Below are 15229 nucleotides of genomic sequence, written 5' to 3' on the forward strand. Positions count from 1 at the left end.
AATCGTATTCAATTGTCATGGATTTCCGCCGGCAAGTCCAGCCGCTACCGGTTCAGGCGGAAATTGACGCTGTCGGGCCGCCCCGGCAAGTCGAGCCGCGCATTCGCGCGCGGCGCTTCGGCGATCACCGCGCCGCGCCGCATCACCAGGCGCCGCGCCGCCCGCAACCGGATCGCCTCCACCGGATCGGCCGCGTCCAGCAGCACCAGGTCGGCGTGGTTGCCGACCGCGATGCCGTACTGCTCCAGTCCGAGGATGCGCGCCGGCGTCGTCGTCACCGCCTCGAAGCAGGCGCGCATCGCGTCCTGCCCGGTCATCTGCGCCACGTGCAGGCCCATCTGCGCCACCTCCAGCATGTCGCCCGAGCCCAGGCTGTACCACGGGTCCATCACGCAATCGTGGCCGAAGGCGACGTCGATGCCGGCCGCCAGCAACTCCGGCACGCGCGTCATGCCGCGCCGCTTCGGATAGGTGTCGTGGCGGCCCTGCAGGGTGATGTTGATCAGCGGATTGGCGATGGCCGCCACGCCGCCCTCGCGTATCAGCGGCAGCAGCTTGCTGACGTAATAATTGTCCATCGAATGCATCGACGTCAGGTGCGAGCCGGTCACCCGGCCGTGCAGCCCGAGCCGGTTGCTTTCGTACGCCAGCGTCTCGATGTGGCGCGAGTGCGGGTCGTCCGATTCGTCGCAGTGCATATCGACACGCAAGCCTTGCTCGGCGGCGAACTCGCACAGGATGCGCACCGATTCGGCGCCGTCGGCCATGGTGCGCTCGAAGTGCGGAATGCCGCCCACCACGTCGACACCCATGGCGATGGCGCGCTTCAGATTGGCCAGCGCCGTCGGGCTGCGCAGCACGCCGTCCTGCGGAAACGCCACCAGCTGCAAATCCAGGTACGGCGCCACCAGCCGCTTGACCTCCAGCAGCGCCTCGACCGCCAGCAAGCGGTCGTCGCAGACGTCGACATGCGAGCGGATCGCCAGCAGCCCGCGCGCCACGGCCCAGTCGCAATACTGCAACGCGCGCCCGATCAGCGCCTGCTGCGTCAGGTCCGGCTTCAGCTCGCCCCACAGCGCTATGCCCTCGAGCAAGGTGCCGGAGGCGTTGACGCGGGGCAGGCCATAGCTGAGCGTGGCGTCCATATGGAAGTGGGCGTCGACGAACGGTGCGCTGACCAGATCGCCGCCGGCGTCGATCTCGCGCCCGGCCGTCACCGCCAGCGCGGGCCCGATGGCGGCGATGCGCCCTGCTTCGATGGCGATATCGACACCTTGCCGGCCGTCGGCCAGATTGGCATTGCGGATGACCACATCCATGGAGACGCTCCCGGCGTTGTTATACAGTAAGCCGATTGTAGTCACTTTCCCCCGAACACACCACTTGTTGCGCCGCAGCAATCACGCGGCGTTCGACCGATGTTTTGCGCTGGATCAAACTTCGGTGAAATAGTGTCCACCCCGCATTTTTCCTAACAGCACTCTTTCCTGAATGGTCCAAAAAATAACTTTCCAAGGCTGTTGTTCGTCGCTAGAATGTTCTCATATTGCATCGCAACAGACGTTCCACCGTCGTCCAGGAGAAACCATGTCTTCGCTTACCGAACAGTTTTCCGCCGTCACGAAATCGCAATTGGAAGCACAGTTTAAGATTTTCAACACCTTCGCCAGCACGGCCGTCGACAGCGCCGAAAAAGTCATCGCGCTCAACCTCAACGCCACCAAGGCCTCGGTCGAGAAATCGTCGGCCGCCGCCAGGAAGCTGCTGGAAGCCAAGGGGCCGCAGGAGCTGTTCAGCCTGAACGCGGGCCAGCCGACCGGCTTCGACAATCTGCTGGCCTACGGCCGCCAATTGGTGAGCATCGCCACCGCCGCCCAGACCGAGCTGCTGCACAGCGCGCAGAGCGGCATCAAACAGGCGCAGGAGCAAGCGCAGGAGCTGGCCAAGGCCGCGCCGCTGGCGTCGTTGTCGGCGCCGGCCAGGGCGGCGCAGCCGGCCGCCCCGGCAGTCGTCCCCAAGCCGGCGCCGCTGGCGTCGATCGCCCCCGTCGCGGAGCCAGAACCCGCTCCCGCCGCTCCCGCCGCGCACGCCAGCGAACCGGCCGCGCCGCCGCAGACCTTGGCCGCCGCCGTCTCGGCCGCCGTCGCCACGCCGGACAACGCCCCCGTGATCGCCGAAGCGTCGACCGCCTCGGCCAACGAACCGCTGGCCTCGCCGCCGCAGAAAGCGGCCAAGACGTCGGTCAAGCCGAAGCCGGCCGCCGCCCCGATCGAGCCGCCGGCGCCGATCGAGGTCAAGGCCGAAGTCAAACCCGACCCCGTGAAATCGTCCTTCCCCGCGCCGGCGCAAAAACCGATCGCGCTGGCGCCCGAGGCCAAGCCGTCCAAGTTGAAGGAAGTGGCGCCGAAAGGCAAACCGGCGCCGGGCAAGCCGCTCGACATGGTCAGCGGAAACAAAGGCAAGAAATAACCGGCCGCGCGCACCGGCCGCGCGCGCCACGCACACGCTTCAAACCAGCGGGCTCCGGCCCGCTTTTCTTTGCCTTGCTGTATCCTAGCGGACTACGCGCCGGCAACGTTCCGCCGGCCCCACGCTATTCCGAGGCAACATGTCTACACTCTCAGCGCTGATTGGCGGCTTTGTACGCCAGCACAGCCGCGCCTATGCCATTTCCGGCCTGATGCTGGCCGGCGTGGCGACGCTCACCGTTTGGGTGCCGCGCAAGGTCGGCTCCATGATCGACGGCCTGGCCGCCCACACCCTGTCCGGCAGCGCCCTGCTGATGGAAATCGGCGGCCTGCTGCTGATCGGCCTGTCCATTTATTTCCTGCGCGTGGCGTGGCGCCAGATCCTGTACGGCGCCGCCTACAAGCTGGGCGTGTCGCTGCGCACCCGCCTGTACGCCCGCATGTCGCTGCAGGGCGCCGGCTTCTACCAGCGCCAGCGCACCGGCGACCTGATGGCGCTGGCCACCAACGACATCGACGCCATCGAAATGGCCGCCGGCGAGGCCATGCTGGCCGGCTTCGACGGCGCGCTGACGCTGGTGCTGGTGCTCGGCGTGATGCTGCTCGGCGTCGACTGGCGCCTGGCCTGCGTGGCGCTGCTGCCGTTCCCGCTGATGGGCTGGGCGTTCTGGTACATTTCCGGCCACATCCACACCGCCTCGACCGATTCGCTCAAGCGCTTCAGCGACCTGAACGACCACGTGCAGGAAACCCTGTCCGGCGTGCGCACCTTGCGCGCGCTCGGCCTGGAGCAGCGCAGCGCCGAGCAGTTCGGCGAACTGGCGCGCCACGCGTCCGACGCCAGCCTGCGCGCGCAAGTGTGGGAAGCGGCGTACGAGCCGGCCGTCGGCCTGACCCTGACCGCCGCCAGCGCGCTGACCATCGGCGTCGGCGGCTACCTGGTGTGGCAGAACCAGCTGACCATCGGCTCGCTGACCGCCTTCACCATGTACCTGGGCCAGCTGATCTGGCCGATGTTCGCGGCCGGCTGGGTGCTGTCGCTGATCGAGCGCGGACGCGCCGCCTGGGCGCGCCTGCAGCCGATGCTCGACGCGCCGCTGGCCATCGACGACCACGGCAGCCTGACCAAGGTCGAGCCGGGCGCGCTGACGCTGTCCGGGGTCGGCTACGCCTACCCGGAGCAATCGACACCGGCCCTGGGCGGCATCACGCTCGCACTCAAACCCGGCCAGACCCTGGGCCTGGTCGGCCCCACCGGCAGCGGCAAGTCGACCCTGCTGCGCGTGCTGATGCGCCAGCTCACGCCGCAATCGGGCAACGTGCGCTGGAGCGGCCACGCGCTCGACCAGTACCGGCTGCACGCGCTGCGCGCGGCCATCAGCTGGGTGCCGCAGGAGTCGTTCCTGTTCTCGTCGTCGATCGCCGACAACATCGCGCTGGCCCGTCCCGGCGCCACCCGCGCGCAGGTCGAACACGCCGCCAACCTGGCCGCCATCCACGACGACATCCTCAACTTCCCGAACGGCTATGAAACCGAGGTCGGCGAAAAAGGCATTACCCTGTCCGGCGGCCAGCGCCAGCGCGTCGCCATCGCCCGCGCGCTGCTGGCCGACAACGACCTGCTGCTGCTCGACGACGCGCTGTCGGCGGTCGATACCGGCACCGAAACGCGCATCCTCGAACACCTGGAGGAATTGCGCCGGGCGCGCCCGGGCCGCAGCGCCGTCATCGCCAGCCACCGCCTCAGCGCCGTCGTCAACGCCGACCTGATCGTCGTGCTGCGCGACGGCCGCATCAGCGAAACCGGCAGCCACGAACAACTGCTGGAGCAGGACGGCTGGTACGCCAGCCAGTGGCGCTATCAACAATTGGAAGCCAGTCTCGATGCCCTCTAATACCGAACCAAAAACCGGCGGCCAGACGCGCCAGGCGTTCGCGCTGCTGCACCGCGCCGCCCGCCCCGACCAGCACCACCTGGGCTGGGCCGTGATGTGGCTGATGCTGGCCGCGCTGCTCGAGGTGCTCGGCCCGATCATGGGCAAGGCGCTGATCGACGAACACCTGCTGCCGCGCCACCTGGACTGGCCGCGCATGGCCGCGCTGCTGGCCGGCCTGCTGCTGACCGGCTGGATCGCCAGCGGCCTGCGCTACCTGCAGCTGGTGCGCCTGTCCGGCCTGGCGATGCGCTCGGTGATGCGGCTGCGGCAGATGGTCTACGGCCACGTGCTGCTGCTGCCGATGTCGTTCTTCGACCGCGCCATCACCGGCCAGCTGGTCTCGCGCGTGACCAACGACACCGAGGCGGTCAAGAACCTGTACATCCAGGTGCTGTTCGTCATGCTCGACAGCACCATCGTATTGGTCGGCACCATCGCCGCCATGGCGTTCCTGGACTGGCGCCTGATGTCGATGGTGCTGGCGCTGCTGCCGGCGGTGCTGGTGATCGTCTGGCTGTACCAGCGCTGGAGCGCGCCGGCCGTCACCCGCGCCCGCGCGCTGCGCAGCGACATCAACGGCCAGATGGCCGAATCGATCGGCGGCATGAGCGTGCTACAGGCGAACAACGCCGAGGCGCGCTTCGGCGCCCGCTTCGCCGCCACCAACCACGACCACTACACGGCGCGCCTGGCCGAGCTGCGCGCCAACGCCTGGCTGCTGCGCCCGGCGCTGGACCTGTTCAACATCATCCTGCTGGCGGCCGTGATCTTCATGTTCGGCAACCGCGAGATGACCGCCTCCGAGGTCGGCGTGCTGTACGCCTTCATCAGCTACCTGGCGCGCGTGATCGAGCCGCTGATCCAGATCACCATGCAGTTCAGCCAACTGCAGCAGGCGGTGGTGGCCAGCGCCCGCGTCGCCACCCTGCTCGACGAGGCGGCCGCCAACGAGCATAGCGCGGCGGCGCCGGGCAACGCCCGCCACGCCGGCGCCGACCGCGACGACGACGGCGCCCGGCCGGCGGTGGCGATCCGCCATCTGAACTTCGCCTACAACGAAGGCCAGACGGTGCTGCACGACCTGTCGCTGGAGATCCCGCAGGGGGCGTTCTTCGGCATCGTCGGCCACACCGGCAGCGGCAAGTCGACCCTGCTGTCGCTGCTGCTGCGCTTTTATCCGGCGCACCACGGCAGCATCGCCATCCACGGCGTGCCGCTCGACGAGATCGACAACGAGCGCTTCCGCGCCGAGGTCGGGCTGGTGCCGCAGGACCCGTTCCTGCTGGCCGCCTCGGCCCGCGAGAACATCGACATGGGACGCGGACTGACGCAGCAACAGATCGAGACGGCGGCGCGCGCGGCGCACGCGCACGACTTCATCACCGCGCTCGACCAGGGCTACGACACCCCGCTGGGCGAAGGCGGTTCGCGCCTGTCGGTCGGCCAGAAGCAGCTGATCGCCATCGCCCGCGCGCTGGCGGGGCAGCCGCGCATCCTGCTGCTCGACGAGGCGACTTCGCACATCGACTCGCAAACCGAGCAGATCGTGCAGGTGGCGATGGACGAATTGCGCGGCAAGGTGACGGTGATCGCCATCGCCCACCGGCTGTCGACGATCCGCGACGCCGACCGCATCATCGTGCTCAATCACGGCCGCATCGCCGAGACCGGGCCGCACGAGCAACTGATGCAGATCGACGGCGGGCTGTACCAGCGGCTGTACCTGTTGCAGCAATTGGCCGCGTAACCGGCACGGGATCGCCACGGGATGGCCGCCCTGGTCATCTTGATTTGTCAACATGTGCGCTTTTCGATGAAAAATACGCGCACTGCGTCTTTGGTAGTTGCAACAAGAATATAATTACCCGGATGACTCCGCAGTGGCGGAGCGCTTTCAGGGGGCTTGGCGTTGGTGGTGATGAGAAACAGCTGGTGGTTGATCCAGGCGCGTACGTGCGCACTGGCGGCGGCTCTCACGCTATGCCCCTCGGCGGCCTTCGCCCAGATGGACGAGGCCACGCTGAACGGCCGCCTGTTCGACATCCGCGAGCAAAGCCGCTTCGTCCCCGACAAGGCGCTGGCCGAGCTGCTGAAACTGCAGCCCGAAGCCGACGGCAAATCCCCGTACACCCGCGCCGAACTGCTGGTGCAGATCAGCGCCTCGCGCATGCGCCTGGGCGACAACGCCGGGGCCATGGCCGGCGCCGAGCAGGTCATCGCCTACGGCAAAAGCCTCAAAGACAACGTCATCATCGCCAAGGGCATGCTCAACAAGGTGTATGTGCTGTCCGCCAAGGCCGACATCGAAGCCGCGCACGCGCTCGCCTTCGAGGCGGAAAAACTGGCCATGAGCACCGACAACGCCGCGCTGCGCACCCAGGCCACCATCACCGCCGGCCAGTGCTACGCCGAGCAGGGCAACTTCCCGCCGGCGCTGATCACGCTGCAGCGGGCGCTGGACCTGTCGCGCACCGTCAAGGACGATCCGGCGATGCCGGCCGCCGCCCTCAACGCGCTGACCACGCTGTACACCCAGATGAAGGAATTCGACAAGGCGTCCGCCAGCCTGGCCGATTTGTTGGCCGAGACCGAAAAACTGAACTCGCCGGGCCGCATGGCGATGGCCAAGACCACCGAATACGGCCTGGCGATCGACTCCGGCCAAAACAAGCGCGCGCTGGCGGCGCTGCTGCGCACCCTGGAGCTGGTGCGCAAGCTCGGCGCCGAACGGATGGTCGGCTCGACCCTGGTCAACCTGTCCGACAGCTACCTGAAGGAACGCGATTACCCGCGCGCGGCCCAGTACGCGCAGGAAGCCTTGCGCCTGACACAGCGCAGCAACGACGAATCGAGCACCGCCGTGGCGCGCATCAACCTGGCGCAGGCCTACCTGGCGATGGGCCGCATCGCCGAAGGCAAGGCCGAGTACGAAGCCGGCATGGCGCGCTATGAGCGGGAAAACAACAAGCCTTATCTGCAACAGGTGCTGCGCGAATATGGCGAGGTGCTGGAACGCTCGGGCGACCTGGCCGGTGCGTTGTCGGCCTACCACCGCGAGCGCGAGCTATCAAACGAGCTGTTCGAAAAGCAGCGCCAGAAAGCGGTGCTGGAGCTGCAGGAAAAGTACGCGACCGAGAAAAAGCAGCGCCAGATCGAACTGTTGAGCCGGGAGAACCAGCTCAAGGGCGTGGAAATCGATAACCGCCGGCTGCAACAGCGCATCTGGTGGCTGCTGGCGCTGGTGTTCGGGCTGGCCTCGCTGATGATCGGCATGTTGTACCGCAAGGTGCGCAACGCCAACGCCCAGCTGGAGGAGAAAAACCTCGAGCTCAAGGCGCAATCGACGCTCGATCCGTTAACGTCGCTGTACAACCGGCGCCACTTCCAGGAATTCATGCGCGGGCTCAAGCCGCACGACAAGTTGCCGCCGGAAATCGAAAAGCGCGCCGAGCACCGCAACGACATCGTCGGCGCGCTGTTCCTGCTCGACGTCGACCATTTCAAGAACGTCAACGACACCTACGGCCACGCCGCCGGCGACGCGGTGCTCAAGATGATCGCGGAAAATCTGCGCATCGCGCTGCGCGAGACCGACATGATCGTGCGCTGGGGCGGCGAGGAATTCCTGGCGTTCCTGCCGGCCAGCCCGCGCCACGGCCTGGACGACATCGCCAAGCGGATCCTGACGGGGATCTCGTCGCAGACGATCCGCTATCAGGGGCATGAGATCTCGGTGAAGGTGTCGTTGGGGTTCTCGCCGTTCCCGCTGACGCCGGGCGGCACGCCGCTGCCGTGGGAACGGGCGGTCAACCTGGTCGACATGGCGCTGTACATGGCCAAGTCGCACGGCCGCAACCGCGCGTACGGGGTGCGCGGCTTCGCCAACCTCGAGCGCACGTCGATGGAGGCGATCGAACAGGACCTGGAACGCGCGTGGCGCGACGGCTTCGTCGATTTGAGCGTGGTGTCGGGCGAGACGGCGGCGCAGGCGCTGGCACCGGCCGCCGCCTGAACCTGCCGCCGCGCCATCCGCCGGCCGTTATCGTCCAGCCGCTAGCTTGCAGCCGTCGCGCGCGTCACTTGGCCGGCGTGCTGCCCGCCTCGCGCTCGCGCGCCTTTTCCTGCATCTTCTCGCCGGCCTGTTCCAGCTTGCGGCCGGCGGCATCGGTGGCCTCGTTGAACTTTTGCCCGGCCGTCGTGGCGGCGCTGTCGAGCTTTTGGCCCGCCGTCTCGCCGGCGCGGTCCAGTTTTGCCCCGGCCGTCTCGGCGGCGCGGTCGATCTTCTGGCCGGTGTCCCTGGCCGCTTCGCTCATCTGCTGACCGGCGTTGTCGCGCACCTGGCTCAATTCGCTGCCGGCCTTGGCCGTGGCCTGGTCGACCTTGCGCCCCGCGCGTTCGGCCGGACCGGCCTCGCTCGGATCGTCCTTCTGGCAACCGCCCAATAGCGCCGCCACCGCCAGCAGCAGGGCGCCGGCGCCGCGAATGGTCGTGCTTGTATTAGTAGCCATCTTAGTCTCCCTCAAGAATCATTGTCATTAACATACAACATCCCGCGCCGATGCAGCGCACGGGACATCATGACAGGAGGGCGGCGGATCAGGCGATTTTCTTGGGCGGCGGTGGCGGCGTGAAGACGATGTTTTCGGACGTCGGCGCGGTATCGCTCGCGTCCGACGTCTCCAGCCAGTTCATCAATTTTTCCATGCGGCGGATCAGGATGCCCTTGCTGCTGATATAGCCGACCTGCTCGAAATTCTCCGGCTTGCTGACCATCTTGGACACGGTCGGCAAGTTGTCGGCCAGGCGTTCGAACGCCTTGCGCGCCTTCTGCTCCCACTTGACCAGGTTCGGCTCGTTGAAGCGGTTGCTCTCGTAGTAGATGGTCAACGTCCGGTCGTGGTTGCCGAAACCGACAATGGCCGAGCCCTTGCGCACCGTCTCCAGCACGTCCTCCTTGATGCTGGCCGTCGGCACGAACAACGCGGCGCGTCCGTTCGCGTCGGGGCGTTCCAGCGGCAAATCCTGTCCCATTATTACCGTCATCATGCATCCTGTTGTTATGCCAAGGAGTTGCTGCTAGGCTATATTCCTGATTCTATATCGCTCCCTTGGTCATTACAAGGAGAATGCGCTGCGGCGTGGCGGCGGCGCGAATGCCCATATGAAAGCCCTTATAATGCGACATTCAATGCGGCAATCCTCATGGCAGACCCTGTTATCTTAATGACTACTTCCCGCTTCGGCGACATTCCCGACCGCGCGGTCGACACGGCCGAGCGCAACGTGCGCGACACACTGGCGCTGGCGATCGAACACGCCGCGCCGCAGGGCGCGCTGATCGTCTACGACACCCGCACCGACCTCAACCGGGCGCTGACCGAGGCCTACCGGCGCGTGGCGCCGGACGCGCGCTTCGTCGACTTCGACACCGTCGCGCCGGACGACGTGCTGGCCGCCTTCGCCGACATGGCGGCGGGCGACCTGGTGGTGCTGATCCAGTCGACCAGCTTCCGGCTCGAAGCGTTCCGCATCCGCATCGAACTGTTCAAGCGCGGGCTGAAGGTGATCGAGCACGTGCACCTGTCGCGCATGCCGGGGGAACAGGGGCTGCACTACATCGATGCGCTGGCCTATGACCCGGCCTACTATCGCGGCGTCGGCCACGCGCTCAAGGCCCGCATCGACGCCGCGCGGCACGGCGTGGTCGACAGCGGCGACGGCGAGCGGCTGGTGTTCGGTTCGCCGTTCGAAGCGGCCAAGCTCAATATCGGCGACTACAGCGGGATGAACAACGTCGGCGGCCAGTTTCCGCTGGGCGAAGTGTTCACCGAGGCGCGCGACCTCGAGGCGGTCAACGGGCGCGTGCGCATCTTCGTCTTCGGCGACACCGCCTTCCTGGTCAACAAGCCGGCCACGCCGGTGACGTTGATCGTCGAAAAAGGCCGCGTGGTGGGCGCCGAAAACGCCACGCCGGAATTCGACAACATGCTCGCCATCATCCGCGCGCACGAGGGCGAGGTCTGGCTGCGCGAACTGGGGTTCGGCATGAACCGGGCGTTTTCGCGCGACTGCATGGTCGACGACATCGGCACCTTCGAGCGCATGTGCGGCATCCACCTGTCGCTGGGCGCCAAGCACGGCGTGTACGCCAAGCCACAGTTCAAGCGCAAGGAAGCGCGTTACCACGTCGACGTGTTCGCGGTGACGGAAGCGGTGTATCTCGACGACGAACAGGTCTACCGCGACGGCGCGTGGCGGGTCTAGCCGGCTCTATCATTCCGGACAGAAAATTTCCAAAAAGAACATTATTTAGTCTTTTGGCATTACAATCTCGCCTGCGCGGCACGTGCCGCGGATCAAACCAGGAGAGAATTCGTTGCGTAATCCGTCCATCACCCTGGCCTGCGCCCTGTCGCTGATGCTGTCCGCCTGCGGCGGCGGTGGCGGCGGCGCCGGCGGCGCCCAGCCGGCCCCCGCTTCCGCCGCAGCGCCCCTGAAGCTGACGGCCGTCACCCCGGCCGATGGCGCGACCACCGGCGTCGACGCCGTGGCCACCGCCAGCTTCGACGCCGCGCCCGCGATGCCCACGCTGACCGCCGCCACCTTCTCGCTCAGCAGCAGTATCGGCGCGGTCGACGCCCGTCTGGCGCTGAACGGCAGCACCGTGAGCCTGACGCCCACCGCGCCGCTGGTGTGGGGCAGCCGCTACCAGCTCAAGGTGTCGGACACGGTCGCCAGCACCGCCGGCGGCAAGCTGGGCGCGTCTTCGCTGACCAGCTTCGATACCCGTATGCCGAGCTGGGGCGCGACGGCCGCGGTCGATGCCGCCGCCGCGCCGGTATGGGTCGGCCCCGCGGACGACGTGGTGATGATCGGCAGCGCCCGCAACGGCGACACCGTCAGCCTGTGGTCCGAACTGCGCAACGCGACGACCCAGATGGTGGCGCGCCACTACTCGGCCGCCAGTCAACGCTGGAGCGCGGCGGTCTACATCCAGGGCAACAGCAATTGGGCGGAAGGGGCCGCTCTGAGTGTCAACGGCGCCGGCAACGCCTGCGCGATCTGGGAGGAAGCGCAGGACGATGGCCGCTTCGTCGTGCGGGCGGCGCGCTTCGACGCCGCCGCCGGCCAGTGGTCCAGCCCGCTGACCATCTCCAACGCCAACGGTCCCTCGTCGCGGTACGCAAAGCCGCAAGTCGCGGTCGGCCAAAACGGCAACATCATCGCGGTTTGGAAGCAGTATGTCGGCGGCGGCGGCGGCGCCACCATCGACGCCGCCTACTACGACGCGGGCAGCCAGCAATGGACGCCGGCGCGCCCGCTGCACGGCGTCGCCGACACCGGCTTCCCGGTGACGGCCATCGACCCGCGCGGCAACGCCATCGTGCTGTGGTCGCAGGTCGTCGCCGCGCCAAACGACTATGTCGCGCACGCGGCGCGCTACGATGCGGGCGCCAAAGCGTGGAGCACCCCCGCCATCATCGCGACCACCGCCGCTGGCACCTCCTTTGTGTCGAAGCTCGCTTTCGATCAGGCCGGCAACGCGATCGGGGTCATAACAGAATATACGTCCCCAAGCGTCGCGCTGGGCGTGGTGCGCTACAGCGCCGCCAGCAATAGCTGGAGCAAGCCCCAGGTGGTCGATGTCAGCACCTCCAGCTCCGAACAGCTCGCCGTCGACGCCGCCGGCAACGCCATGCTGGTCTGGCGCGAATACAACCTCGGGCGCGCCACCGACACGATCAAGAGCCGCCGCTACCAGTCGTCGACCGGCACCTGGAGCGAGCTGACCAGCATTGACGATCGGGTCACCTCGACCATGCCGTTGGTGGTCGACAGCGCAGGTAACTTCGTGACCGCTTGGGTGGGGTATTCCGAAACCAGCTATGCACTCAAAACCATGCGGTTCAATGTCGCCACCGGCAAATGGGATACGCCGACGACGATCGCGGCGGGCGCTGCCCAATTGCGCGATCCGGTGCTGACGATCGACCAGAGCGGGCAGGCAATGCTGCTGTGGCCCCAGCATTCCAGCACCGGTTTCTCCGACGCGCATATCCGCTTCAGCCGCTTGACAGGACGCTAAGCGACGGTAAGCGCCGCTAAGCGGACGCCGCCGGGAGGCGCCGCAATGGGCGGTCCCAAGGCGGCACCGGCTGGCCATCCGGCTGGAATTCGGCCACCAGATGATCGATCAATGCCCTGACCTTGGGCGACGGCTGGCGGCTGGCCGGATACAGCGCGCTCAGATGATTGAGCGGCAGCTCCCAGTCGGCCAGCACCGGCACCAAACTGCCCTCCATCAGCGCGCGCCAGGCCAGGAAGGTCGTGTTGTAGACGATCCCCAGTCCCTGCTGCGCCGCGTGCTGCAGCACCAGCCCATTATTGGCCGTGAACGCGGCCTGCACGCGCACCGTGCGCCGCTCCTCCCCTTTGCTGAAGTGCCACGCGGTGCCGTCGGTCAGGTGGCTGAAGTGCAGGCAGCGGTGGCCGTGCAAATCCTCCGGCGTTTGCGGCACGCCATGCCGCGCCAGGTAATCCGGCGACGCGCACAGCACGCCTTTGCACGGCGCCAGCGGGCGCATCGCCAACGCGTGCACGTCCGGTATCCCGCCCACCCTGATCGTCAGGTCGAAGCCATGCTCGATCGGATCGAGCAGCGCGTCGTCCAGGTACAGCATCGGCGACAGCTGCGGATGCAGCAGGTTGAAACGCGCCACCGCGCCGGCCAGCCATTCGCTGCCAAAACTGGACGGCGCCTGTATCCGCAGCGGCCCGGCCAACTCCGCGCCGGCGTGGGCCACCACCCGCGCCGCCTCGCGCGCCTGCTCCACCGTCGCGGTGCACGGCGCCAGGTAGGCCTGGCCGGCGTCGGTCAGGCTCACCTCGCGCGTCGAGCGGTGCAGCAGGCGCGCCTGCAGCCGGTCCTCCAGCTGCAGGATGTGCTTGCTGACCATCGCCCGCGTCAGCCCCAGCCGGCGGCCCGCCTCGCTGAAGCTGCGCAGCCGTGCCACCTCGACGAAAATCTCCATTGCGCGTAACTGATCCATGCGCGATTGTCTCCACTTTGACGACAATGTGTCAACCTTTTCGCCAATTGTCCGGCGCGCCGCAGCGCCGTACAATGACCGATCCATACTATTCTCCGGAGCCGGGCATGCTGACAGACGCGCAAAAACAACAATATCAACGCGATGGCTATATCGTGCTGCCGGACTTCAAAAGCGCCGCCGAGATCGCCGCGCTGCGCGCGCGCGCCGCGCAGATTGTCAACGAATTCGATCCGAAAGGCGCCGGCATCTTCAGCACCGTCGAACAGGAAAAAACCACCGACGACTACTTCCTGCGCTCCGACAACACGATACGCTGCTTCTTCGAAGAGGAGGCGTTCGGCCCGGGCGGCGAGCTGAAACAGGACAAGTCGCTGTCGATCAACAAGATCGGCCACGCGATGCACGATCTCGATCCGGTGTTCCGCACCTTCTCGGCCGACGCCCGCCTGGTCGCCGTCGCCCGCGACCTGGGGCTGAACGACGCCCAGGTGTGGCAGTCGATGTACATCTTCAAGCAGCCCGGCATCGGCGGCGAGGTGCGCTGGCACCAGGACGCCACCTACTTCGACACCGATCCGGTGAGCGTGACCACGTTCTGGTTCGCGCTGGAAGACGCGACCCTGGAAAACGGCTGCATGTGGGCCGAACCGGGCGGCCATCGCGGCCCGATGCGCGAACGCTTCCTGCGCACCGGCGACGACGTGCGCATGGAAAAACTGAGCGACATGCCATGGCCGGACGACAGCACCGCCGTGCCGCTCGAATGCAAGGCCGGCAGCCTGGTATGCTTCCACGGCCTGCTGCCGCACTACAGCGCGCCGAACCGCTCGGCGTTTTCGCGCCATGCCTACACGCTGCACGTCACCGACGCCGCCACCGAATACTCGCCGCTGAACTGGATCCAGCGCGACGCCAGCTTCCCGGTGCGGGGCTTCCTTTGATCGTCCAGATCTTCGCCGCCCACTGGGGCAACAACGAACTGGCGCCGCAGGTGTTCGTCGACCGCGTCAAGGCGGCCGGCTTCGACGGCATCGAGATGTCGCTGCCGCTGGACGCCGCCGCGCGCGGCGACTGGACCGGCCGCATCGCCGCCGCCGGACTGGGACTGATCGCGTCGCAGTGGGAGACGGCGCTGGTGCCGGGCTTCGAGGCGCACCGCGCGGCGCTGGACGAACTGTTGAACAACGCCTGCGCCGCCGGGCCGCTGCACGTGAACTCGCAGACCGGCAAGGACTATTTCACGCCGGCGCAAAACGGCGCGCTGCTGGAACTGGCCGACGCCATCTCGCGCCGTCACGGCGTGCCGATCTACCACGAGATCCACCGCGGCCGCTTCAGCGCCCATCCGATGCTGTTGCTGCCGTATCTGGAGCGCATGCCGGAGCTGCGCTTGACGGCCGATCTGTCGCACTGGTGCTGCGCCTGCGAATCGCTGCTCGACGACCAGCCGCAAACGCTGGCCGCGACGTTGCCGCATGTGCGCCACATCCACGCGCGCGTCGGCCATCCGCAAGGGCCGCAGGTGGCGGACTTCCGCGCGCCGGAGTCGCAAGCCGCGCTGGCGGCGCACCTGTCGTGGTGGGACGAGGTGGTGCGCCTGCGGCGCGCGGCCGGCGCCGGACGCATGACGTTGACGCCGGAATTCGGCCCGGTGCCGTACACGCAAACGCTGCCCTATACGCAACAGGAAGTGTCGAACGCGTGGGAGCTCAACGTGGCGATGCTGGCGCTGCTGCGCGGGCGGTACGGCCATTGAGGGACGACCGCACGT

At 67.2% G+C, this 15229-nt stretch carries 12 protein-coding genes; 8 read left to right on the forward strand and 4 right to left on the reverse strand.

Features of this window, described 5'->3' with window-relative positions; all coding sequences use genetic code 11:
* Positions 1 to 44: 44 nt before the first annotated feature.
* On the reverse strand, positions 45 to 1319 hold the full coding sequence (locus tag BMX85_RS20565; RefSeq protein WP_090323052.1) for an amidohydrolase family protein: 1275 nt from the start codon (positions 1317 to 1319) through the stop codon (positions 45 to 47).
* 268 nt (positions 1320 to 1587) lie between these two features.
* Between BMX85_RS20565 and BMX85_RS20570 the strand changes: the two genes are divergently transcribed.
* The 4 genes from BMX85_RS20570 (at position 1588) to BMX85_RS20585 (ending at position 8417) form a co-directional block, all read left to right on the forward strand.
* Positions 1588 to 2469 carry a phasin family protein gene (locus tag BMX85_RS20570; RefSeq protein WP_090323055.1) on the forward strand — a complete coding sequence of 294 codons (882 nt, stop codon included), beginning with the start codon at positions 1588 to 1590 and terminating at the stop codon, positions 2467 to 2469.
* A 139-nt stretch (positions 2470 to 2608) separates the two neighbouring features.
* Complete coding sequence (locus tag BMX85_RS20575) at positions 2609 to 4363, forward strand: ABC transporter transmembrane domain-containing protein (RefSeq protein WP_090323058.1); 1755 nt, start codon at positions 2609 to 2611, stop codon at positions 4361 to 4363.
* Positions 4353 to 6152 carry an ABC transporter ATP-binding protein gene (locus tag BMX85_RS20580; RefSeq protein WP_090323061.1) on the forward strand — a complete coding sequence of 600 codons (1800 nt, stop codon included), beginning with the start codon at positions 4353 to 4355 and terminating at the stop codon, positions 6150 to 6152. Before BMX85_RS20575 ends, BMX85_RS20580 begins: the two co-directional genes overlap by 11 nt.
* A 171-nt stretch (positions 6153 to 6323) precedes the next feature.
* Entirely contained in the window at positions 6324 to 8417 is a 2094-nt protein-coding gene (locus BMX85_RS20585) for a tetratricopeptide repeat-containing diguanylate cyclase (protein ID WP_090323843.1), read from the forward strand.
* Positions 8418 to 8481: 64 nt separating this feature from the next.
* On the opposite strand, the gene BMX85_RS30560 is transcribed toward BMX85_RS20585, so the two are convergent.
* Both BMX85_RS30560 and BMX85_RS20595 read right to left on the reverse strand, forming a co-directional pair.
* Positions 8482 to 8913: an apolipophorin gene (locus tag BMX85_RS30560; protein ID WP_177196833.1), complete on the reverse strand. Its 432-nt coding sequence runs from the start codon at positions 8911 to 8913 to the stop codon at positions 8482 to 8484.
* Between the two features lie 88 nt (positions 8914 to 9001).
* On the reverse strand, positions 9002 to 9448 hold the full coding sequence (locus BMX85_RS20595; RefSeq protein WP_090323845.1) for a hypothetical protein: 447 nt from the start codon (positions 9446 to 9448) through the stop codon (positions 9002 to 9004).
* 180 nt (positions 9449 to 9628) lie between these two features.
* Here BMX85_RS20595 and BMX85_RS20600 point away from each other — a divergent pair, with 180 nt between their 5' ends.
* On the forward strand, positions 9629 to 10669 hold the full coding sequence (locus tag BMX85_RS20600) for a M29 family metallopeptidase (protein ID WP_229210589.1): 1041 nt from the start codon (positions 9629 to 9631) through the stop codon (positions 10667 to 10669).
* A 112-nt stretch (positions 10670 to 10781) separates the two neighbouring features.
* Entirely contained in the window at positions 10782 to 12491 is a 1710-nt protein-coding gene (locus BMX85_RS20605; protein WP_090323068.1) for an Ig-like domain-containing domain, read from the forward strand.
* A gap of 16 nt (positions 12492 to 12507) precedes the next feature.
* Here the strand turns inward: BMX85_RS20605 and BMX85_RS20610 are convergent, their stop codons facing one another.
* Positions 12508 to 13455, reverse strand: coding sequence for a LysR family transcriptional regulator (locus BMX85_RS20610; RefSeq protein ID WP_229210590.1), 948 nt, complete (start codon positions 13453 to 13455; stop codon positions 12508 to 12510).
* A 107-nt stretch (positions 13456 to 13562) separates the two neighbouring features.
* Here BMX85_RS20610 and BMX85_RS20615 point away from each other — a divergent pair, with 107 nt between their 5' ends.
* Both BMX85_RS20615 and BMX85_RS20620 read left to right on the forward strand, forming a co-directional pair.
* A complete protein-coding gene (locus tag BMX85_RS20615) occupies positions 13563 to 14399 on the forward strand; it encodes a phytanoyl-CoA dioxygenase family protein (protein WP_090323847.1) in 837 nt (278 codons plus the stop codon).
* Positions 14396 to 15214: a sugar phosphate isomerase/epimerase family protein gene (locus BMX85_RS20620; protein WP_090323073.1), complete on the forward strand. Its 819-nt coding sequence runs from the start codon at positions 14396 to 14398 to the stop codon at positions 15212 to 15214. Before BMX85_RS20615 ends, BMX85_RS20620 begins: the two co-directional genes overlap by 4 nt.
* The last annotated feature ends 15 nt before the right edge of the window (positions 15215 to 15229 follow it).

Source organism: Duganella sp. CF517, from assembly GCF_900110275.1.
GTDB lineage: Bacteria > Pseudomonadota > Gammaproteobacteria > Burkholderiales > Burkholderiaceae_D > Rugamonas.

What these genes read in the sequence shown, in the direction of transcription:
- BMX85_RS20565 (WP_090323052.1), bottom strand. Translation starts at nt 1,319, where the DNA reads ATGGATGTGGTCATCCGCAATGCCAATCTGGCCGACGGCCGGCAAGGT.
- BMX85_RS20615 (WP_090323847.1), top strand. Translation starts at nt 13,563, where the DNA reads ATGCTGACAGACGCGCAAAAACAACAATATCAACGCGATGGCTATATC.
- BMX85_RS20575 (WP_090323058.1), top strand. Translation starts at nt 2,609, where the DNA reads ATGTCTACACTCTCAGCGCTGATTGGCGGCTTTGTACGCCAGCACAGC.
- BMX85_RS20570 (WP_090323055.1), top strand. Translation starts at nt 1,588, where the DNA reads ATGTCTTCGCTTACCGAACAGTTTTCCGCCGTCACGAAATCGCAATTG.
- BMX85_RS20610 (WP_229210590.1), bottom strand. Translation starts at nt 13,455, where the DNA reads ATGGATCAGTTACGCGCAATGGAGATTTTCGTCGAGGTGGCACGGCTG.
- BMX85_RS20595 (WP_090323845.1), bottom strand. Translation starts at nt 9,448, where the DNA reads ATGACGGTAATAATGGGACAGGATTTGCCGCTGGAACGCCCCGACGCG.
- BMX85_RS20585 (WP_090323843.1), top strand. Translation starts at nt 6,324, where the DNA reads ATGAGAAACAGCTGGTGGTTGATCCAGGCGCGTACGTGCGCACTGGCG.
- BMX85_RS20580 (WP_090323061.1), top strand. Translation starts at nt 4,353, where the DNA reads ATGCCCTCTAATACCGAACCAAAAACCGGCGGCCAGACGCGCCAGGCG.
- BMX85_RS20600 (WP_229210589.1), top strand. Translation starts at nt 9,629, where the DNA reads ATGACTACTTCCCGCTTCGGCGACATTCCCGACCGCGCGGTCGACACG.
- BMX85_RS30560 (WP_177196833.1), bottom strand. Translation starts at nt 8,913, where the DNA reads ATGGCTACTAATACAAGCACGACCATTCGCGGCGCCGGCGCCCTGCTG.